Source organism: uncultured Thalassolituus sp. (assembly GCF_950066645.1).
Classification (GTDB): Bacteria; Pseudomonadota; Gammaproteobacteria; order Pseudomonadales; family Oceanobacteraceae; genus Thalassolituus.
The window spans coordinates 110,460-131,531 of the sequence record NZ_CATMFB010000008.1 but is presented as its reverse complement, the minus strand read 5'-3'; the positions used below and the strand labels follow the sequence as shown (position 1 = coordinate 131,531).

At 53.4% G+C, this 21,072-nt stretch carries 21 protein-coding genes; 18 read left to right on the top strand and 3 right to left on the bottom strand.

Translation table 11 applies throughout. From position 1 onward, the window contains the following. Positions 1-2 precede the first annotated feature (2 nt). From Q1L85_RS09045 to Q1L85_RS08995, 11 genes are all read left to right on the top strand, one after another. The gene (locus tag Q1L85_RS09045) at positions 3-950 is read left to right on the top strand and encodes an acyl-CoA desaturase (protein ID WP_300425023.1); all 948 of its coding nucleotides are present in this window, start codon (positions 3-5) and stop codon (positions 948-950) included. Then, positions 947-1,393 (top strand): nuclear transport factor 2 family protein, encoded by a 447-nt coding sequence (locus Q1L85_RS09040; protein ID WP_300425021.1) that lies wholly within the window; start codon positions 947-949, stop codon positions 1,391-1,393. Before Q1L85_RS09045 ends, Q1L85_RS09040 begins: the two co-directional genes overlap by 4 nt. Next, entirely contained in the window at positions 1,390-2,181 is a 792-nt protein-coding gene (locus Q1L85_RS09035) for an SDR family oxidoreductase (RefSeq protein ID WP_300425019.1), read from the top strand. The genes Q1L85_RS09040 and Q1L85_RS09035 overlap by 4 nt, the downstream gene beginning before the upstream one ends. Then, entirely contained in the window at positions 2,178-3,440 is a 1,263-nt protein-coding gene (locus tag Q1L85_RS09030) for an NAD(P)/FAD-dependent oxidoreductase (protein ID WP_300425017.1), read from the top strand. The genes Q1L85_RS09035 and Q1L85_RS09030 overlap by 4 nt, the downstream gene beginning before the upstream one ends. Beyond that, a complete protein-coding gene (locus tag Q1L85_RS09025) occupies positions 3,437-4,315 on the top strand; it encodes a DUF1365 domain-containing protein (RefSeq protein ID WP_300425015.1) in 879 nt (292 codons plus the stop codon). The genes Q1L85_RS09030 and Q1L85_RS09025 overlap by 4 nt, the downstream gene beginning before the upstream one ends. Before the next feature lie 5 nt (positions 4,316-4,320). Beyond that, positions 4,321-5,571, top strand: coding sequence for a cyclopropane-fatty-acyl-phospholipid synthase family protein (locus Q1L85_RS09020; RefSeq protein ID WP_300425013.1), 1,251 nt, complete (start codon positions 4,321-4,323; stop codon positions 5,569-5,571). Next, positions 5,571-6,053, top strand: coding sequence for a DUF2878 domain-containing protein (locus Q1L85_RS09015; protein ID WP_300425012.1), 483 nt, complete (start codon positions 5,571-5,573; stop codon positions 6,051-6,053). The genes Q1L85_RS09020 and Q1L85_RS09015 overlap by 1 nt, the downstream gene beginning before the upstream one ends. Continuing rightward, positions 6,050-6,787 (top strand): hypothetical protein, encoded by a 738-nt coding sequence (locus Q1L85_RS09010; RefSeq protein ID WP_300425010.1) that lies wholly within the window; start codon positions 6,050-6,052, stop codon positions 6,785-6,787. Before Q1L85_RS09015 ends, Q1L85_RS09010 begins: the two co-directional genes overlap by 4 nt. After that, positions 6,784-8,784, top strand: a complete 2,001-nt coding sequence (locus Q1L85_RS09005) for a TonB-dependent siderophore receptor (protein ID WP_300432905.1) — start codon at positions 6,784-6,786, stop codon at positions 8,782-8,784. Before Q1L85_RS09010 ends, Q1L85_RS09005 begins: the two co-directional genes overlap by 4 nt. A 111-nt stretch (positions 8,785-8,895) precedes the next feature. Further along, positions 8,896-9,837, top strand: coding sequence for a LysR family transcriptional regulator (locus Q1L85_RS09000; RefSeq protein WP_300425007.1), 942 nt, complete (start codon positions 8,896-8,898; stop codon positions 9,835-9,837). A 19-nt stretch (positions 9,838-9,856) separates the two neighbouring features. Beyond that, positions 9,857-10,678, top strand: a complete 822-nt coding sequence (locus Q1L85_RS08995; protein WP_300425006.1) for a methyltransferase — start codon at positions 9,857-9,859, stop codon at positions 10,676-10,678. Positions 10,679-10,680: 2 nt separating this feature from the next. Here Q1L85_RS08995 and Q1L85_RS08990 read toward each other — a convergent pair whose 3' ends face one another. Beyond that, positions 10,681-11,307 carry a histidine phosphatase family protein gene (locus Q1L85_RS08990; protein ID WP_300425004.1) on the bottom strand — a complete coding sequence of 209 codons (627 nt, stop codon included), beginning with the start codon at positions 11,305-11,307 and terminating at the stop codon, positions 10,681-10,683. 90 nt (positions 11,308-11,397) lie between these two features. Here Q1L85_RS08990 and Q1L85_RS08985 point away from each other — a divergent pair, with 90 nt between their 5' ends. Both Q1L85_RS08985 and Q1L85_RS08980 read left to right on the top strand, forming a co-directional pair. Next, on the top strand, positions 11,398-11,742 hold the full coding sequence (locus Q1L85_RS08985; protein ID WP_300425002.1) for a PilZ domain-containing protein: 345 nt from the start codon (positions 11,398-11,400) through the stop codon (positions 11,740-11,742). A 57-nt stretch (positions 11,743-11,799) separates the two neighbouring features. After that, positions 11,800-12,711 (top strand): ROK family protein, encoded by a 912-nt coding sequence (locus Q1L85_RS08980; RefSeq protein ID WP_300425001.1) that lies wholly within the window; start codon positions 11,800-11,802, stop codon positions 12,709-12,711. On the opposite strand, the gene ampE is transcribed toward Q1L85_RS08980, so the two are convergent. Beyond that, positions 12,700-13,575, bottom strand: a complete 876-nt coding sequence (gene ampE, locus Q1L85_RS08975; RefSeq protein ID WP_300424999.1) for a regulatory signaling modulator protein AmpE — start codon at positions 13,573-13,575, stop codon at positions 12,700-12,702. The two genes, Q1L85_RS08980 and ampE, sit on opposite strands and share 12 nt — an antisense overlap. A gap of 3 nt (positions 13,576-13,578) precedes the next feature. Then, positions 13,579-14,130 (bottom strand): 1,6-anhydro-N-acetylmuramyl-L-alanine amidase AmpD, encoded by a 552-nt coding sequence (gene ampD / locus Q1L85_RS08970; protein WP_300424998.1) that lies wholly within the window; start codon positions 14,128-14,130, stop codon positions 13,579-13,581. A 107-nt stretch (positions 14,131-14,237) separates the two neighbouring features. On the opposite strand from ampD, the gene Q1L85_RS08965 reads away from it, so the two are divergent. From Q1L85_RS08965 to pilB, 5 genes are all read left to right on the top strand, one after another. After that, a complete protein-coding gene (locus tag Q1L85_RS08965) occupies positions 14,238-15,575 on the top strand; it encodes a sodium:alanine symporter family protein (RefSeq protein WP_300424996.1) in 1,338 nt (445 codons plus the stop codon). 121 nt (positions 15,576-15,696) lie between these two features. Then, positions 15,697-16,548: a carboxylating nicotinate-nucleotide diphosphorylase gene (gene nadC, locus Q1L85_RS08960; RefSeq protein WP_300424993.1), complete on the top strand. Its 852-nt coding sequence runs from the start codon at positions 15,697-15,699 to the stop codon at positions 16,546-16,548. 282 nt (positions 16,549-16,830) lie between these two features. Next, positions 16,831-17,295, top strand: a complete 465-nt coding sequence (locus tag Q1L85_RS08955) for a prepilin-type N-terminal cleavage/methylation domain-containing protein (RefSeq protein ID WP_300424992.1) — start codon at positions 16,831-16,833, stop codon at positions 17,293-17,295. 55 nt (positions 17,296-17,350) lie between these two features. Continuing rightward, entirely contained in the window at positions 17,351-19,291 is a 1,941-nt protein-coding gene (locus tag Q1L85_RS08950) for a sulfatase-like hydrolase/transferase (protein WP_300424990.1), read from the top strand. A 66-nt stretch (positions 19,292-19,357) separates the two neighbouring features. Further along, positions 19,358-21,055, top strand: a complete 1,698-nt coding sequence (gene pilB, locus Q1L85_RS08945; RefSeq protein ID WP_300424989.1) for a type IV-A pilus assembly ATPase PilB — start codon at positions 19,358-19,360, stop codon at positions 21,053-21,055. Positions 21,056-21,072 lie beyond the last annotated feature (17 nt).

Genomic DNA, 21,072 nt, shown 5'->3' with positions numbered 1-21,072 from the left:
CTATGGCAACAGTCCTGCGTAAGCCCCTGCTTAACATCGTACGCTGGTTCGATTCTTACGCGGGTGCGGAAGAAAACATGACCAGCACAGAGTTTAACTGGGTACGAGTCGTGCCATTTATTCTGCTGCACCTGGCGTGTGCCGGGGTACTGATTACCGGCACCAGTGCCACAGCGGTGGTGGTTTGCCTGGCACTCTTCTGGGTGCGGATGTTCGCAATTACCGCCTTTTACCACCGGTATTTTGCGCACCGCAGTTATAAGACCAACCGCTTCTGGCAATTTATCTTCGCGCTACTCGGAAATATGTCAGCACAGCGTGGTCCGCTCTGGTGGGCTGCGCACCATCGCGCGCACCACCAGCACTCGGACACTGAGGAAGACCTGCACTCTCCGGTCCAGCGCGGTTTCTGGTGGAGCCATATGGGCTGGTTTACCTGCGATGCCAGCTTCCGTACTCAACTGCACCGTATAAAAGACTTCGCCCGTTTTCCTGAGCTGCGGTTTCTGGACCGCTATGACAGCTTCGCGCCCCTGCTACTGATCGTTCTGCTGTTTGTATCCGGCGAAGCACTGGCAGTCTGGGCACCTCAGCTGGAGACCAGCGGCCTTCAACTCGTCGTCTGGGGTTTCGTAATTTCCACGGTATTTCTGTTTCATGCCACGGTGACGATTAATTCTCTGGGCCATATCTGGGGTTCCCGGCGCTTCAACACGAAAGATCACAGCCGCAATAACGCGCTGCTCGCCTTACTGACGCTTGGCGAAGGCTGGCACAATAACCATCACCGCTGGGCTGTCTCAGCCCGACAGGGATTTTACTGGTGGGAAATCGATATTTCTTACATGGTGCTGAAAGCCATGAGCTGGGTCGGCATTGTTTATGATCTCAGCCCGGTGCCCCGCCATGTTCTGGAGGAAGGACGCAAACAAAAGGACAGTTCGCTATGAATACCACAGCGCCGCTGTCACCCTCGGAACGGTTTATTGCCCTTTATGAGCAGTTGCAGCCCGGCCCGGTAACCCGGGCTCAGCTTGAGTCTGTGTATGCACCCCACATTGTGTTCTCCGACCCGCTGCATAGCGTGAGAGGGCTGGACCAGCTGACACAGTATTTTGATGGGTTGTACCGCAATATTTCCGATATTGAGTTCGAATTTCACCGCACCCTGAATAAGGACTCAGAGACCATCGCGCACTGGACGATGCATTTCCGTCACCCCCGCATTTTACGGGGTAAAAAACGTATTTCGGTGGAAGGCACCAGCATTCTTCGCTGGCAGGACGATCTGATTATCGCGCATCAGGATATTTTCGACGCCGGCGCACTGCTGTACGAGCACCTTCCGGTACTGGGCTGGGTAATACGCAAGCTGAAGGAAAGAATGCAATGAGCAGAACATTACCATTGTCGCAACAGGTAATCTGGCTGACCGGTGCGTCGTCCGGCATAGGTGAGGCACTGACCCGTCACCTGGCACCCTTGTGCAGGCATCTTTATATTTCGGCACGCAGCACCGATAAACTCAACGCACTGGCGGCCGGATTTAATAACGTCACTGCGCTGCCTGCAGACATTACCGATGAGACGTCTCTGGCCAAGGCTTCAGAAATCATCAGAGAAAACCACCAGCGCCTGGACACCCTGATCGCCAACGCCGGCACCTGTGAATACGTGGATGTTGAGGCGTTTGAGCCCGCTATGTTCCGCCGTGTGCATGAAACAAACCTTTTCGGTCTCGTCAACACAGTCGGCGCCGCCCTGCCACTGCTGCGCAACAGCCCCAGAGGTTACATAGTCGGAGTCAGTAGCAGTGTGGCCATGCTGGCCATGCCACGTGCCGAAGCCTATGGCAGCAGTAAAGCCGCCGTCACTCACTTTCTGGAGAGCCTGAAGGCCGATGTCGCAGCCTTAAACATCGACGTATCTGTCGTCAGCCCCGGGTTTGTTAAAACCCCGCTGACCGACGTCAACGACTTTCCCATGCCGATGAGGATTACCGCTGATGAAGCGGCGGTCGCGACGATTAAAGGGCTCGAACGACGCAGCTGGCATATCCATTTTCCGAAACGCTTTACTTTTGTCCTTTGGTGTCTTGGACAGCTTCCGGCATTTCTACGCCACCGCCTTACCCGGGCAATGTCCCGGACCGGAACATCAGCTCAGGAGACTGAACAATGAAAGAAAAAATTGCGGTCATAGGTGCGGGAATCTCTGGGCTGACGTCTGCCTGGCTTCTGCGCGAAAAATATGAGGTTCACCTCTATGAAGAGAACGATTATGCAGGTGGGCACACACAGACCACTGATGTAGCTATCGGCGATCGTACCTGGCCTGTGAATACCGGTTTTATTGTATTCAATGACTGGACCTACCCGAATTTCATCCGTCTGATGGAACTACTCGGTGTGGCCAGTGAAGACTCGGATATGAGCTTCAGTGTGAAATGCGAAAAAACCGGGCTGGAATACAACGGTCATACGCTCAATTCTCTGTTCGCCCAGCGAAGCAATATTTTCCGGCCGTCTTTCTGGGGCATGATCCGCGATATTCTCAGATTCAATAAAGAGACCCGGAAAGCGCTGTCTGACGACACTCTCGATCGCAGTGAGACCCTCGGAAGTTACCTTAACCGCCGGGGCTATGGCCGCGCATTCCGGGACAATTATATTATTCCGATGGGCGCTGCGGTCTGGTCTGCAAGCGAAGAAATGATGATGGAATTTCCACTGTATTTCTTTGTGCGATTCTTTAATAACCACGGCATGCTGAGTGTTGATGACCGTCCACAATGGAAAGTGATTTCCGGAGGTTCGCGCACCTATGTCGAGCGCATCCTGCAGGATCTACCGGAAGATCAGGTTTATATTAAAACTCCGGTTGAAAAAGTCGTCCGTTCAGCCGACAAGGTCGATGTATATTCGATGCGCGGCTGCGAGTCGTATGATCAGGTGATATTTGCCTGCCACAGCGACCAGGCCCTGAAGATGCTTGACGCTCCAAGTATGGATGAGCAGGAAATTCTTGGCGCTATTCCCTACAAGATGAACGATGTCGTGCTTCATACCGACAGCCGGATTTTACCTGAACGCGAACTGGCCCGCGCCGCCTGGAATTACCACATAGGCATGGAAACTCAGGACTGTGTTGCAGTGACCTACTACATGAACCGGCTTCAGAACTTTGATGATGCTCCGGTCGATTTCTGTGTCACCCTGAATAAAACCGAAGATATCGACAAAAACACAATTCTGCGTCGCTTCCGCTACGCTCATCCCGTATTTACCCGCGAAGGTATGGCCGCGCAACAACGCCACGGAGACATCAGTGGAATCAACCGCACCCATTTCTGCGGCGCCTACTGGTTTAATGGCTTTCATGAAGACGGCGTTGTCAGCGCATTACGTGTGACCGAAGCGCTCGGAGTGCCTCTGCCATGACATCGCTGCCGGCAGATCAGGTGATGGAGAGCGCAATATTCACCGGACAGGTCCGCCACCGGCGTTTCCTGCCCGTTGAACATACCCTGTGCTACCGGGCATTTATGGTGTGGCTGAATCTCGATGACGCTGAGGATATATTTGCGCGTCACCCGTTCTGGGGCAAGTCCCGCTGGTCGCCTGTCTGTTTCCGTCGCCAGGACTATTTTTGCCCGCAAGGCATGGCAGCCAGTAAAGACTTCTCTGATCTCAAATCTCAGGTCTGCGACAGCTTTGAAGAAGATTGCGGTCAGCGTCCGGACACTGTGTGCATGATGACCAATCTGCGCTACTTCGGTTACCTGATCAACCCTGTCACTTTTTATTACGGTTACCGACATGACGGTCAGTTACTCGGCATTATTGCCGAAATTACCAATACGCCGTGGAATGAACGTTTCCATTATACGCTCAGCACTGGTTTCAGACGGTCTGCCCGGGCAATCAATCCTGAGCATATTCACAGAAACACATCGGGCCTGAAACGTTTCCGCTTCCGTTTTCCGAAGGTATTCCATGTCTCTCCGTTCAACCCACTTGATATGGAGTATGTCTGGAGCATGCCTGAGATTCATGAGCAGTGTCTGATTCATATGCAGACTCTGAACCAGGGCAATCTCGATTTCGATGCCACCATGACGATGAAACGCGAGCCCCTGACGGCGTTCACCATGAGTACTGTGCTCTGGAGATTTCCACTGATGACTATGAAGGTCTTGTGGGGCATCTACAGCAATGCCGCGCGACTGTGGTTCAAGCGGGCACCTTTTTACGACCATCCTCAGAATCTGCCGGAGCAGACTCTCAGAGATTCACTTAAAGCACGACAGGAGTAACTCCCATGAAAACGTTAACCGTACGTTCTGATTCCATGCCATGGATTGACCGCTTCTGTCGCAGCGGCCTGTTTTCTACCCTGCAGAAGCTTCATACCGGCTCATTAACAGTGGTTGAAGGTGACGAAACGTATCAGTTCGGCAATACCCACAGCGAACTCAATGCGCAACTTCATATCCACGACAGTGAGGCCTACCGTAGTATCGCGCTGAGCGGCAGTGTCGGCGCGGGCGAATCCTACATGACCGGCGACTGGAGCAGCCCAGACCTGCCACTCCTGATCCGCCTGCTGGCTCGTAATAAAGACGTCGTCGATAACATTGATGGCGGGCTCGCGAACCTGGGGAAAGCTGCACTGAAAGTATTCCACGGGCTGAACCGCAACACGGAAAAAGGCTCACGCCGGAATATCGCGGCGCATTACGATCTCGGTAATGACATGTTCGCACTGTTTCTCGACCCGACCATGATGTATTCGAGCGGAATCTTTCCAGCCGAAGACGCCACGATGGAAGAAGCATCAATCTGCAAGATGGATCGTATCTGCCAGAAACTGCAACTCTGTGAAGATGATCACCTGGTGGAGATAGGCACGGGCTGGGGCTCGATGGCAATCCACGCCGCCAAGCACTATGGCTGTCAGGTGACCACCACCACAATTTCAGAACAGCAATACGAATGGGCAGAGCGACGCATCCGTGAAGAAGGCCTGGAAAAACGCATCACTCTGCTGAAAAAAGATTACCGCGCGCTGGAAGGTAAATTCGACAAACTGGTGTCAATCGAAATGATTGAAGCCGTGGGTTGGCAATACCTTGATACCTACACCGCCACCATCAACCGCCTGTTAAAAGACGATGGTGTTGCGCTTATTCAGGCCATCACGATTGATGATCAGCGCTATGAGCAGGCGAAAAATGAAGTGGACTTTATCAAGCGTTATATTTTTCCGGGCAGTTTTATTCCCTGCATTACGGCAATTCAGAATTCAGTCACCCGCACGTCAGATATGAAAATGACGCACATGGAAGACATCACGCCGCACTACGCCAGAACACTGGCGGAATGGCGCAAGGAATTCCTGAGCAAAGCCGAAGACATTAAGTCACAGGGCTACAGTGACGACTTTATCCGGCTCTGGGATTTCTACTTTGCCTATTGTGAGGGTGGCTTTGCAGAACGGGTGATCGGCGACGTTCAGCTGATGTTCTCCAAGCCTCTTAACCGTCGTAATCCGGTATTGGGAATGCTCTGATGACCAGACCACAGGTAATCAATGCTGTTGGCTTTCAGCTGTGCTGGTTTGCCTGTGTTGTCGGAGGAAGCGCTGTCGCGCTTCCTGCCGTCAGTATCTTTCTGCTCTGGCACCTGCGCCAGAGTCAGAAGAATGAGTGGTGGCTGATCGGACTCTTGTCTGTCGGCGGAATTCTGCTCGATTCAGCCTGGCTGAATATCGGCCTGATCACCTTCGCTGATCTGACTCTGCCGGTTATCCCTCTGTGGCTGGCCCTGCTGTGGTGCGCCTTTTCTGCGACCCTGCTGCATTCGCTCCGCTGGCTGACTGCCCGGCCGGCACTGCTTGCTCTTGCGGCCGCCGTCAGCGCGCCCATCAGTTACTTCGCCGGTAGCCGTCTCGGGGCGCTGGAGATTTCGGAGTCAGGTTATGTGGTCATTGCGATCAGCTGGGCGCTCCTGATGTTTATTGCTGCGACGGTCTGGAAAAAGGTAACACTATGAGATCCTTCATCGCCCGCTGCACAGCGCCTGTGTGGCTGTTTCTGTGTCTTTTTTCTTCAGAAAGTATGAGTGCTGAGACACTGATCTACAGCGGCACCGCCGTATCTCTCGACGGCGAAAAATTACTTTATCGCGAAGAACACGAACTGCGGACAGAAGGTCAGAAACCCATCTCACGCGAAGTACGCTATTTCGACAGCGACGGCGCGCTGTTTGCCACCAAATCGAACCGCTATCAGGCAACTCCGACCACTCCGGATTTTGTACTCGACGATAGCCGGTCAGACTACCGTGAGTCGGTGTCCGCACAAGGTAATCGCTGGACATTCGGTTTCAGAGAAGCGGGTACATCCGACCAGCGAACGGTGGGCAAACCTGACTATACCCCAGTGATCGATGCTGGTTTCGACGAGTTTGTCCGGGCAAGCTGGCCACGTCTTATAGCAGGAAAAACCGCCAGTTTTTCGTTTGCTGTGGCCTCCCGCCTGGAATGGATAGACTTCCGTCTTATTCCTTTGCAACAAAGCGGCAATACACTTGACGTAGAAATGCGTCTGAAGTCCCGCCTTCTGTCATGGCTGCTTGATCCTGTGCAACTGACCTACGATCTGAAAACGCAGCGTCTGTTGCGCTACCGGGGTTTAACCAATATCCGGACAGAAAGCGGCGAGGGTATTTATGCTGAGATCCGGTACACTTATCCGGATCTGTCTCACAAGGAGTCTCCGCAGTGAAACGCAGTACTACTTTTCTGTTTCTGTCTTCCACAATAGTAACGTTTGCCACGGCTTCTCAGGCAGAAGAAATCGAGCTCGATAAAGTCACCACACAAGCGCCTGCTGTTACGGAATCACAACCCGAGACCCGCAAATTACTGGTCGTACCCGGGGCAGGAAATGATCCGCTGCGGGCACTTGAGTCATTGCCTGGGGTTGTGTTCGGGAAGGGGAATGATGCCCGCCCCGCTGTGCGCGGCTCTTCACCCGACGATAACGCCTACTACCTGGATTTTCTTCCGGTTGGGTATCTTTTTCATAACGACGGCTCCAGCATTCTCAGCGATTCTCTGACCGACGAATTTCAGCTTTATCCGGCGGCGTTCGGCCCTGAGTTTAACGGTGCCACGGGTGCCGTCATTACCGCAGAGTCGCGCAGCCCATTACGTGACAGCCAACAGATTATTGACCTGAGCCTTCTCCGCGCCGGCTTTCTGATTGATCAGCCTGTGTCTGACGATCAGGGGTTTTATCTCAGTGGCAGAATGAGCCTGTTTCAGTATTACCTGAAAAATATTGTCGACTCAGACGATTTTGAATTCACGACGGTACCGGAGTTTTACGATTACCAGGGCAGCTACGAATATCGCCCCAGTGACCTGACCAGCGTTCGTTTTCAGTTTGTCGGCGCGCGCGATAAAGCCGGTCTGGATTTCACTGAAGAGTCTGACTTTACAGCCCAGGACCCAGCTCTGACTGGTGGTCTGGAAGCTCAACAGATGTTTAACAGTCAGGGCGTGGTGATTGATTCAGTATCACCGTCGGGGCTGAGTTCACGCATTGGCATTTCTCATCTCGAACAGGCGTTCGATTTCACACTGGGTCAGGGCAACTATATTGATGCCAACAGTCACCGCTACGGCATCCGCAGCGAATTCAGCTATCCACTGGAATTGGATCACGAAGTGTCATGGGGCCTGGAATACTCTGAACGACTGGTGGATTACCGGGGCCTTTTCAAAGCACCTCCCTGTGATGAATTTACCGCCGACTGCCGCCTGGTGCGCGCCACAGAAACCCTGCAGGGCAGCGGTACACTGCGCATCCGTCAGACAGATCTGTTTATTAAAGACACCTGGAGCGTGACCGCGCGCTGGCAGCTGATCCCGGGGCTCCATCTCAGTGACGACTCTTACACCGGTAATCAGTATGTCGAACCCCGTATCAGCCAGGGATATCAGCTGACTGACGCGCTGCGCTGGACACTTGGGTATGGCCGCTACCACTCCATGCCTGCAAACCCGGGTCAGTACACACCAGAGTTCGGTAATCCGGATCTGGATGAAACCCGCGCTACTCATTACGTCACGGGGCTCGAAGCGCAACTGCGTGACGGCCTGATGCTGACCACCGAGCTGTACTACAAAGATATCACCGACATTATTGTGGCCCGGCCAGCGGATACCAGCGATGGCGTCAGATACAACAATGATGCAAGCGGTCGTGCCTTTGGCATTGAGATGCTTCTCAATGCCGACTTCAGCGAACGTTGGTATGGCTGGACCTCTGTCACTCTGTCACGGACAGAGCGCAGTAACGACCGCACCGGCGAAGACTTCCGCTACAGCTACGATCAGCCTCTGGTGATTAATATGGTTGCCAGCTATCGCGCTTCCGATATCTGGACTCTGGGCCTTAAATGGCGCTATCAGAGTGGGCAGCTGGTCACACCTCTCGAGGGCGCTGAAGAAGATCCGGACACTGCGGGACTGTACAACCCGATCTACGGAGATCCCTTCTCTGAGCGCCTGCCGTCCTATCATCGACTCGATTTCCGTGCGGACCGGAGTTTCCGCTTCAGCAATGCCGATATGGATCTCTACTTTGAAGTGATTAATCTTTACGCCCGCGAGAACGTCGTCGGCTACCGCTATCTGAATGCAGACTACAGTGAGCGGGAAGATGTGACTGACCTGCCGCCGCTGGCGTCGGTGGGTGTGCGCCTGCTTTTCTGACGTGACAAATGGGCGAATGGCGTTTCTTTACATATGATTGTCTCATTTATGTTCCAAATAGAAGCAATCAGGGGCATACTGTCCCCACAAACACGATGAGAGAGCACCGGCATGCAGATAGGTAAGCGGGAAGAATTTGACCTGAATGAAATGGCGATTTTCGTTCATGTGGTGGAAGCTGGCAGCTTTACCGGCGCCGCCCGTAACCTGGGCCTGCCTAAATCGACCGTCAGTCGCAAAATCACCCAGCTTGAAGAACGCCTCGGGGTGCGCCTGATTCAGCGAACAACACGTAGCCTGCGTCTGACCGATACTGGTAATGCTTACTACAGCCAGTGCGCGCGCATTCTGGGCGAAATTGAAGAAGCCAACGTCGCTGTGACCCGCATGCAGAGCACCCCAACCGGTACTCTGAGAATTACGGCTCCGGTGCTTTTTGGCTCTACTGTACTGTCTGGCATGGTCGCCGATTACCTTGAGCAACACCCACAGGTAAGCGTCGACATGGTGCTCACTGATCAGAACCTTGATCTGGTTCAGGACGGTATCGACGTCGCCTTCCGCGTCGGACAGCTCGAAGATTCGTCCCTTATCGGCCGCCACCTCGGAGATGTCCGCGCTATCCTATGTGCCAGCCCGGACTACATCAAAAGCCGCGGCATACCTGAGCATCCGGATTCACTGCATGAGCACGCGCTGATGGTTCTGTCCCAGTGGCCTTCCTGGCAGCTGAGCGGCCCGGATAACGACACGTACAACCTGAATGTCAAAGCCCGTATTCAGGTGAATGATTTCGCCAGTCTCTACACATTGGCGCTGTCGGGCAGTGGTATTGCTCCTCTTCCGACTATGATTGCAGCCCCCGCTATCCGCAGTGGCAAACTGGTCCCGGTTTTGCCGGAATGGCCTTTTGAAGCCAGTCCTCTGCACGCTCTGTACCCGAGTAACCGCCACTTATCGGCCAAAGTACGGAGTTTTGTGGATTTTGTTATCGAAGCAGTACGCCCGACACCACCATGGCAGGTAGAATTAGGCGACACTCCTTCAGACTGAAACATGGGATGGCACAGGGATGATCCGCACACTTCTGATAGTCATGCTGGCGGCAATTCCGCTCAGCGGTTGTGAAAAAAGCGACAACAACCAGACGGTCACAGACGTCGTCGCTCCCAAAGCGCCCAGCTACCCTGCACGTACTGCAGCTGAGCGCGCCCGGGATAAGTACCGCCACCCTGCCGAAACCCTGATGTATTTCGAAGTACAGCCTGACCATACGGTCGTCGAGATCTGGCCGGGCTCAGGTTGGTATTCTGCGGTACTGGGCCCATATCTGAAGCGTGAAGGCCAACTGATCGCGGCACACTTTTCCGCGTCGACCGAGGTTCCGTTTTTTCAGAAGACCCGGCGGAGCTACATAGACAGATTTATAAATAATCCCGATGTCTACGGTAAAATTCAGCTCACGGAACTTATGCCACCAGAAAAACTGAGCATCGCATCGCCGGGAGAAGCAGACCGGGTTCTGACCTTCCGTAATGTCCATAACTGGATGCGGAATGATCAGGAACAGGCAGTTTTTGACGCCGCCTACCTTGCCCTGAGATCGGGTGGCATTTTCGGAGTCGTTGAGCACCGTGCCCCCCCGGATTTTGGTCGCGAACAGATGATCGAAACCGGCTATGTCACCGAGGCCTACGTGACCCAACTGGCGATCAACGCAGGCTTTGAACCTGCAGGACATTCCGAGATAAACGCCAACCCCAAAGATACCCGGATTCATCCCCACGGCGTCTGGTCACTGCCCCCGACATTACGTGGCGGCAATACAGACCTGACCTACTTTGAAAGCATCGGCGAGAGCGATCGTATGACGCTGAAGTTCCGCAAACCCTGACCTCAGAGATGGTCCAGAGAGGCGCCATCTAAGGTCTCAAGCGTGACAAAGCGTTGCCCATCCGACACCTCGTCAATGCGGAAGCGAAGAAGCCCGGCATAAGGAATGGACAACCGGCTCATGGCCTCCGGGGCAAGTCCGAGAAGGTGCTGAGCCAGCACCCTCATTACCCCGCCGTGACTCACTACCAGCAGGCTTTCGCCCGTGTGGTTATCCAGCAGATCATCCCAGGCAGCCAACACCCGCTGCTGCAGCCGTGTAACCGGTTCTCCGTTCGGAGCGCAGAAATTCAGAGGGTCCTGCCACAACTGCTGGGCAATTTCGGCGTCGTCAGTCATCACCTCAGCCACAGGACGATTCTCCCAATCGCCATAGTGAATTTCTGCCCACCGCTGGTCCGCCTCATGAGTAAGCGCACACTCACCTGCCAGCCATGATGCGCTGTAATAGCAACGCTGTAACGGAGAGGATATCACCCGCTGATAGCGGGCCGGATTGCGCTGCAGGCGATGTTCAAACTGACGGCGCCCGCGCTCGGTCAGTTCGTGGTCAGTATGACCCCTGAACACATCCCCACCTTCGGGCTCGCCATGGCGGATAACATCAATTCTGGTGACTCTTGTACTCATTTTACTCTCTCGGCAGGCGAAGCTTCGCAGGCGGTCTACACTTCACGAGTATATCCCACGGAATCAGGAACAGAACAAAGGCTACCCGTTATGAGTGCACAATCCTTTGCAGAAATGCGTATGGAGCCACGTTGGCAACTCAAAAGTACTGTCAGCGTTTTTATTCAGGGCAACAAAGAATGCATTGGCCTGCTGGTCAACTGGTCAGAAAATGGCCTGATGCTTTCCGGTTATCAGCCGCTGAAACTGGGCGAGAAACTGAGCATAGAGCTGGTCGATATTATCAAGGATAAAGACCGCCGCACCGCGCCCTGCGAAGTCGAAGTTGTCTGGAGCCAGGAGTTGACCCCCAGCCTGTTCGGCAACGGCTGCAGAATCATCTCTGGCTCTGAGATGCTGGATGTGATGATGAAAGACTACCGCCACGACAGCTGACACCAACCTGGTCAGCCGTTAACATGATTCCGGTGACCATCTTAGGAAACCGGTATCATGTTGCAGTTCGGAATTGACCTTGGCGGAACCAAAACCGAAATCATTGTCCTGAACGATAAGGGCGACGAACTTCTGCGTGAGCGCGCGCCAACTCCGAGCACCAGTTACCCGGCAATCGTCGACACTATCTGTACCCTGGTCGAGCAAGCCCGCGACAGATTCTCTCAGCCCTACACTCTTGGCATTGGTATTCCCGGCGCCCTTTCCTACCAGACCGGTCTGGTTAAAAACGCAAACACCGTCTGCCTGATCGGCAACGACCTGAAAGGTGACATCGAGCGCCGCCTGAATCACCCGATCGTGATTGCCAACGATGCCGACTGTCTGGCGTTATCAGAAGCAACCGATGGCGCTGGCGCAGACTATCCGACGGTCTTTGCCGTCATCATAGGCACAGGTTGCGGCGGAGGCTGGGTCGTCAACGGTCAGCTGATCTCTGGCCCTAACGCCATTGCCGGAGAATGGGGGCATAACCCGCTGCCCTGGCGGGATGACGAAGACTCAGAGGCTGAGTGTTACTGCGGTCAGAAAGGATGTCTGGAGACGCTTCTGTCCGGCACCGGATTCCGCCGACAGGCACTCGTTGAAACCGGTATAGACAGAACATCGGTAGAATGGGACCGCCTTTACGAAGCGGGCGATCCAGTAGCCATCCGTGTGTTTGAACGCTATCACTCCCGCATTGCCAGAGCACTGGCGTCGGTCATCAACCTCATGGACCCCCATGCGATTGTGCTGGGCGGTGGAGCCTCCAATATGACCTCAATCTATCAGAAAGTCCCCGCACTGCTCCCTCAGTGGGTGTTCTCTGATACGGTGGAAACCCCCTTGCTCAGATCGGTGCATGGAGATTCCAGTGGTGTCCGCGGTGCCGCATGGCTGGGGAGCCAGCAGGCATCAAAGCAGTAATCCTCCCACGGTCGCCGCGGCAATAATCACCATCCAGACAGACAGCGAGCGGATGTGCAGGCGCTGCCACTCATCCAGCTCGGCCGCAGCCACCTCACTGTTTTCCCTGACAGAATGCCAGCGCCGTTCTTTCGCACTGGACTCCAGTGATTCTTCGGCGACCCGGTACAGCACCTCAGAGCTGTTGGCGCTGCGATTCCACAGATAACTGTGCCAGACCGGAAACGCATGCAGAAAATTACCCGCCAGCCCGTACGTCAGGCCAAGCAGACGCACCGGAATCCATTCGATCCAGTGCAGATATCTCCAGCCTTCAGCATCGCAACGCGTCGCCCTGGCGTACTGAAGACTGAACCAGGCCAGCAGAATACCGGCGACGTCTGCCACCATGTACCAGAACACCATAAGGAAAAAATATTCGAACCAGCGGTGCAGAAGTGCTCGTATCACCTGATGATTCATTGCTTCAAGATCATCAGTCACATTCACTTCGGGCACCGCCAGATACTGTTCTGCACAGTGATACGCGCCCTGGGTATCGCCGCGCCGCAGATCGCTGCGATAGGCCTGCAGATGTTTGCCGATGCTCATATGAGACAGAACGTACAGCAGCAACAGGATTTTTAACGCAACACTGAGCAGACCGAACGCATAAGGATCGGCCAGTAACATCGTCAGCGTAATAACGACGGTGGGCAGAACAACCACCAGGGCGTAACGCATGTGCCGGGGAAAACGATAAAAGCCCGGAAGTTTCTCCAGTGCACCCAGCCAGCGGGCAAACGTCCGGCTACTGGTGCTGCGGTGCGGCAGCGGAAAACGGATCTGCCAGAGTAAAACGACAAACAGGACTAAAAACTTCATACATTAAACTCCCTGCTGATATGACCGTCGGTACCTCGACCAGTCAAAGGCTTCACCCGGGTCGGTTTTTCTGCCGGGAGCAATATGCTCGTGCCCGGTAATTCTGTCACTGGAAATCCCGGGATAGGCCTGCTGTAACGCAGAAGTGACGTCAGCAAGTGCCTGATACTGCGCATCGGTGTATGGATCGGTGTCAGTACCTTCCAGCTCAATACCTACAGAATAGTCGTTACAGTTTTCTCTGCCGCCAAACGTGGACACCCCAGCGTGCCATGCCCTCTGATCAAACCGGACGAACTGCAGCACCCGGCCGTCACGTTCGATCAGAAGGTGACTCGATACCTGCATCCCTTCTATTTCGCGGAAATACGGATGCTCTTCACAATCCAGCGTGTTGCAGAAAAAGCGAGGGATACACCCGGTACCGTATTGCCCGGGTGGCAGACTGATGTTGTGGATCACCAGCAGAGAGATATCAGCCGGGTCCGGGCGCGGACCAAAATTCGGCGAAGGTATCCAGACTGCGTCAGTGAGACGTCCATCTTCGACGTGCATAAGTTTCCATAGTGTACGATTCGCGAGCCTGCAGTTTGGCATAAACAGGGCATCCCGATATAGTCCGTAGTCAATACAGAGAACAATACAGATAAGACGGATACTTCATGGACTTTATCAACATCCTCAACAGCTGGGCATGGGGGCCGCCTATGCTGGCTCTGATTGCACTGACGGGCCTGTATCTGACCATCGGCCTGAAAGCCTACCCTGTGCGCCACCTGAAAAACGGCTTTACCGAACTCTGGCGCGGCCGTCATCGTCAGGGAGAGGGAGAAATTTCAGGCTTTAATGCACTGATGACCTCCCTGTCAGCCACCATAGGTACCGGTAACATTGCGGGGGTTGCGACTGCGGTTGCCATGGGAGGCCCGGGCGCTATTTTCTGGATGTGGGTCATTGCCCTGGTCGGGATGGCGACCAAATACTCAGAAGCAGTACTCGCAGTTCGCTTCCGTGAAAAAAATGCGCAGGGACATTTCGTTGGTGGCCCTATGTACTACATCCGCAATGGCCTGGGCCCGAAATTTAAATGGCTGGCCGGTACCTTCGCCTTCTTCGGTATGCTCGCCGGCTTCGGCATTGGTAACGGTGTGCAGGCCAACTCGGTCGCTGACGCGATGCATCATATTGAGATTGGGGGTCAGGGCATTCCGGAGTGGGTAACAGGGCTGGCCGTTGCAGCACTTGTCGCCCTGGTTCTCATCGGCGGTATCCGCCGCATCGCAGAAGTCGCAGGTAAGCTGGTGCCTTTTATGGCGATTTCTTATCTGATTGCCGGGGTTGTTCTGCTGATAATTTACGCAGACCGTCTGCCTGAAGCATTTTCAGTCATCGTTACGCACGCCTTTACGCCTGTTTCGGCGGCGGGCGGATTCGCCGGTGCAACGGTCTGGGCCGCCATCCGATATGGCGTTGCCCGCGGTGTATTTTCCAACGAAGCCGGACTCGGCAGTGCGCCAATTGCTCATGCAACCGCCACGACAGACAGCCCTGTCCGTCAGGGCACCATCGCCATGCTGGGCACCTTTATAGACACCATCATTATCTGTTCTATTACTGGCCTGGTCATTGTGGCGTCCGGTGAATGGCAGTCCGGTGCGTCTGGTGCGACGCTGACCACTGCTGCCTTTAATTCGGGACTGCCGGTCATCGGCCAATATATTGTCACGCTCGGTCTGGCAGTGTTTGCCTTTACCACTATTATCGGCTGGTCCTTTTATGGGGAGCGCTGCACGGAATACCTGTTTGGCCTTAAGGCAGTTCCTGTTTTCCGCTTTATCTGGGTCATCGCGATTCCGGTGGGAGCCACTCAGCAACTTGATCTGGTGTGGCTTATCGCCGATACCCTGAATGCGTTGATGGCACTCCCCAATCTGATTGCACTTATTCTGCTCAGCCCTGTGGTATTCCGGCTGACTCAGGAATACCTGAAAAAACAATAAGTGCTCTCCCTCTCTGCACCGTCTTCGCTGCGTCCCTGACGGTGCAAGATGAGGGACGCCTCCAGCGCTGTTTTCATGTAAAATCACCGCCCTTGTTGTTTATCAGAAAGAACCCGACACCATGGACCTTCAACAGTACCAAGACGACATCCGGACCTCTGTCAGCCGCGCCATCGCCGAAGACATAGGCACCGGCGATATCACCGCGATGCTGATTCCCGCCGATCAACGCAGCCATGCCCGTATTATTTCCCGCGAGCAGGCCGTCATTGCCGGACAAGCCTGGGTCAACGAAGTATTTCGTCAGGTCGACCCCGAAGTTGACGTTATCTGGAAGGTCACAGAGGGCGAACTCGTCGCTCCAAATACTGTGCTGTTCGAACTGAAGGGCCTGTCGCGTTCGCTACTCACGGGCGAGCGTTGTGCGCTGAATTTTCTCCAGAGTCTGTCCGGCACTGCGACGCTGTGTCACCACTACGCGACTCTGGTGAAGGGGACGGATGTCCGCCTGCTGGATACCCGCAAGACAATTCCGGGCCTGCGCGTAGCTCAGAAGTATGCTGTCACCGTAGGAGGTTGCTACAACCACCGCATCGGTCTGTATGACGCCTTTCTGATTAAAGAGAATCACATCATGGCCGCAGGCAGCATATCTGCCGCCGTGCAGCAGGCTCATGAGATTGCTCCCGGTAAGCCCGTCGAAGTTGAAGTTGAAACGATGGAACAACTCGACGAAGCCATTACTGCTGGAGCAGACACAATCATGCTGGATAACTTCAGCACCGATACTATGCGTCGTGCTGTCGAACACACCCGTCAACGCAGCGAAGGCCGCATAAAACTGGAAGCATCGGGTGGTATCACAAAAGACACTCTGCGCCAGTATGCGGAAACCGGCGTAGATTTCATTTCCATTGGCGCACTGACCAAAGACTGCAAAGCCATCGACCTGTCGATGAGAATGATTGGCTGACAGCCTCATGGAGAATGAGAAGCGCTGCAAAAGTGACCAGTTTTGTCAGTCTTTGACCACAATTTGTTCATAATCTGAACACGAAAAAAAATCGCCTGAAAAAATGTGACCCAAGCCCGATTCAAGGGCTTGCAGGGTGTCAGGAAGCTTGGCAAACTGCCCTCACAGTCATGAAACATGACAGGTAAGACCGCCGGAAGGATCTTCGCTACTCACACTGTTTAGCGGCCAGAAAGCAGTCAGCCCAATAACAAAATCTCGAAAGAGAGTGGAGAACCCCCTATGAAAAAGATGAATGCACAGCAAGGTTTTACCCTGATCGAACTGATGATCGTTATCGCGATCATCGGTATACTGGCTTCTGTTGCAGTACCTCAGTACCAGAACTATGTACTGCGTACTGATGCCACTAACACTCTGGCAGTAGCACGTCCACTGCAGCTGGCAGTTGGTGAATACGCTGCCCGTTATTCCAGCCTGCCTGGCTCAACAGCTGAACTGGAATCCTACACCGGTATCGATACCACTGCAGTAAGCCACGCTGCCGGTAAAGTTGCTTCTATTACTACCTCCGCAACAGGTGAGCTGGAAGTTCTGTTTGCTTCTACCGCTGATGTACCTGCTGAGCTGGCTGGTAAAACGTACCTGCTGACGCCTAACATCAACTCTAACGGTGTTGTAATCTGGACAAGCAGCGTAGGTGGTGCTGACCCAATCGATTCAATCTACCTGCCTAAGCTGAAATAAAATCAGCCAGTAAGGTAAAAGGCCGGCATATGCCGGCCTTTCTTTTGTGGCCGCTATGAAAATACTGACATCACGACTCGCCTTTTTTCTTTCCCTCTATGGTCTGATCTATTACATAGGATTTAAAGATATCCGCTTCCCTGAGCGGGTGGATAACATCTCACTGGATCAGTATGTAAACGGCGCTGTTCTCTTCGACCTGATCCACTTTCTGATAGCGCACCTGATCTGCCTGGCCTTACTGTTTGTCTCGACACACCTTATCGCCAACTCATACCACGTCAGTAACCGCTATAAGACTTATCTGTTTGCGCTGGCGACCGGTGGACTAAGCTACTACATCATGGCCTATACCTGGGTCGCTTATCCGGAACTGGAAACGTCACTGATATCCTATGGGTTGGATGCAGAACTGATCGGCGCCCTGTCTCTTTCTGTACTGGCACTGTTAGGTATTCCAGCACTCATCTTACGTATGAAAGCCGGACAGTATGGAAACGCCGCGGTTATCCTGGTCTCGGGAATGACCGTACTGAGCGCAGAGAAACCAGCCTTTCTGACATTCGACGACCGTCAGGTAGCCACCGAACCGAATCAACATATTCTTTTACTGGGTATCGATTCCGTTTCTTATGACCAGCTGTACGCCAACCTTGAGCATCTTCCGGCCATCAGAGGCCTGGTCACCTCTGGCGTCAGTTACTCGGATGCCTATACCCCTCTGGCAAGAACATTTCCTGCCTGGAATTCGATATTAACCGGGCAGTATCCCTTTGAAAGTGGAGCAAGATTCAATTTAACGCCCTTTCCGGAAAAATCTCTTTCAGATAACCTGGTCACTGACCTCAAGAAGGCAGGATACTTTGCCGTCTACGCACAGGATGAGCGCCGGTTTAACAACATCAACGAGCAATACGGGTTTGATCAGATCGTAGGGCCTGGTATTGGTTTCTCCGATTTCATTATCCCGCAGTTCAAGGACAATACGGTTTCTGCGTTTTTCTCCGATACTATTGTGGGCCAGCTGCTATTCCCATCACTGAGAATCAACCGTGTTGCAGCAACGGTATACTCCCCCGAGATTTTTACCCGCGCCGTTCAGTCGACTATCTTCGAAAATCGCGAGAAGCCCCTGTTTCTTGCAGTCCATCACTGCCTGGCGCATTTTCCTTACTCATGGGGAGATTCACCCACTGCCTCAACAAACGAAATTGAGATGCACCAGCTCGCTCTGAGAAAAGTCGATCAACAGATTGAGGGCGTTCTATCTGCAGCAAAAGCCGCCGGGATCTACGATCAGATGACGATCATTCTGCTCTCTGATCACGGTGAAGGGCTAGGATCTGCGCCTGCGACTGCCTTCGAGGCACAGGACAATGAAGCCAAGCAATTTTTCCGGGTCCGTAGAGGGCATGGCAACAGCCTCGCAACCACTGATCAGAATCACGTCATTCTCCATATTTCTACCCCAGAATTGCGAGCAAGCAATACCCTGAAGAGGGTGACAGAAACCGTGTCTCTGATCGACATCAGGCCAACAATCACTCATTTCCTGTCCATGACCAGCAACTACAAGGGCTCTGGGGTAGATCTGCTGAGCAATAACCTCACCACACAGAACCGACCGGTGTACATGGAAACTGGTGTTCAGCTGACGTTGCCCCATCCTGATCAGAACATGAAAGAAGTCCTCGAAGAAAATCAGGCCCTGGCGAAGTCCTATGCTATAAATCAGGAAGGTATGCTCCGTATCCGCGAAAATTTCTATCAGAGCCAACTCTCTGAGAAACAATATGGATACGTAAGCAACGCCAGGTTCGTGATCTATGATCAGACTCTGGGGACAAACAACACACTGGTTTTTGATCGGTCGGAGCAGTCTTATCGGGTACTCCCGATCACAGAAAATGTGGAGATCTATCAGGAGCTCTGTGAAATCACGCCTCTCAGTTGCCAGCTTGATGCAACTGATACCCCCATCACAAAACGTCAGTGATTTTACAATATGCAGCTGGCCCCGATCTGACTATCATATTGATTCACGCAAATTCAGGTAACCAGGATGATTAGTTTAACAGGCCTCCCCCGTCGACTCGTGGAACAGAATCTGATTTCCCAGGGGCAGGCCGAAGAGATAATCAAAAAAGCGAAAGCCGATCACCTGTCGTTCGTCTCCTCTGTTGTCGCCAGTAAAATCGCCAGAGCGAGAGACATTGCCAATCTGGCCTCAGAAGAATTCGGTCTTCCATTGCTGGATCTCAGTAGCTTTGACCTAGAGCTTCTGCCGAAGGATCTGGTGTCGCCGGCACTGATTGAAAAACACAGAATTCTGCCTCTGTTTGCGCGCGGGAACCGCTTGTTTATCGCACAAAGCGACCCATCCCAGATGATGGCGATCGACGAGATCAAGTTTAATACCGGCATGTCAGTCGAAAGCATTCTGGTTGAAGAAGACAAACTCAGCATCGCTGTCGACAAACTTATCAGTGCCTCAGACACCTCTCTCGACAGTCTCGGCGAGCTGGACAGCGCCCTGGATGAAGTCGACCTGCAGGATCCGAATGCAGACAGGAAAGAAGACGACGATAAAGGCGCTGATGACGCACCTATTGTACGCTTCGTAAATAAGATACTTCTGGATGCTATCCGGATCGGCGCCTCGGATATTCACTTTGAGCCCTATGAAAAACGCTATCGCGTACGTTACCGGACGGACGGCGTGCTGCAGGAGGTCGCACAGCCACCTGCAAATCTGTCAGGTAAGATTGCTGCACGTCTGAAGGTTATGTCGCAGATGGATATTTCTGAGCGACGTATCCCTCAGGATGGCCGGATCAAAATGAAGATATCCAAGAATAAATCCATCGACTTCCGGGTAAACACTTTACCTACTCTGTGGGGTGAAAAAGTCGTTCTGCGTATTCTTGATCCGGGCTCAGCAAAGCTGGGGATCGATGCACTTGGCTACGAAGAAGACCAGAAGAAAATGTATCTGAATGCCCTGTCAAAACCGCAGGGGATGATACTGGTCACAGGACCTACGGGCTCAGGTAAAACGGTGTCTCTTTATACCGGCCTGAATATTCTCAACGTAGAAGGCACCAATATTTCGACGGCAGAAGATCCGGTGGAAATCAACCTGGAAGGCATCAACCAGGTTAACGTGAACAACAAAGTCGGGCTCGATTTTGCTTCCGCACTACGGTCCTTTCTACGTCAGGACCCGGATGTCGTGATGGTGGGTGAAATCCGGGACCTCGAAACGGCACAGATTGCCATTAAAGCAGCCCAGACCGGGCACCTGGTACTCTCGACACTGCACACCAACAGTGCCGCAGAGACCCTCACCCGTCTGGCCAATATGGGCGTTCCTGCATTTAACATTGCGACCTCAGTGTCGCTGATTATCGCTCAACGTCTGGCCCGGCGCCTGTGTGCCCAATGCAAAGAGCCTGCGGACATCCCTCATGAAACTCTGCTTGAGGCAGGCTTCACCGACAGTATGTTGGCAGATGCAGAGATTTTTCACCCAGTGGGCTGCGAGCACTGCAACAAAGGCTATAAAGGCCGTGTGGGCATTTACGAAGTCGTCGAAATTACCGATTCAATTTCCCGCATCATCATGGAAGGCGGCAACTCCATTCAGATTTCAGACGCGGCACGCCAGGCTGGCTTCCACGACCTTCGCACCTCTGCACTGATGAAGGTGGCACAGGGAGTCACCAGTCTTGAAGAGGCAAACCGTGTGACAACAGATTAAGGCTCTGTCACTATAGA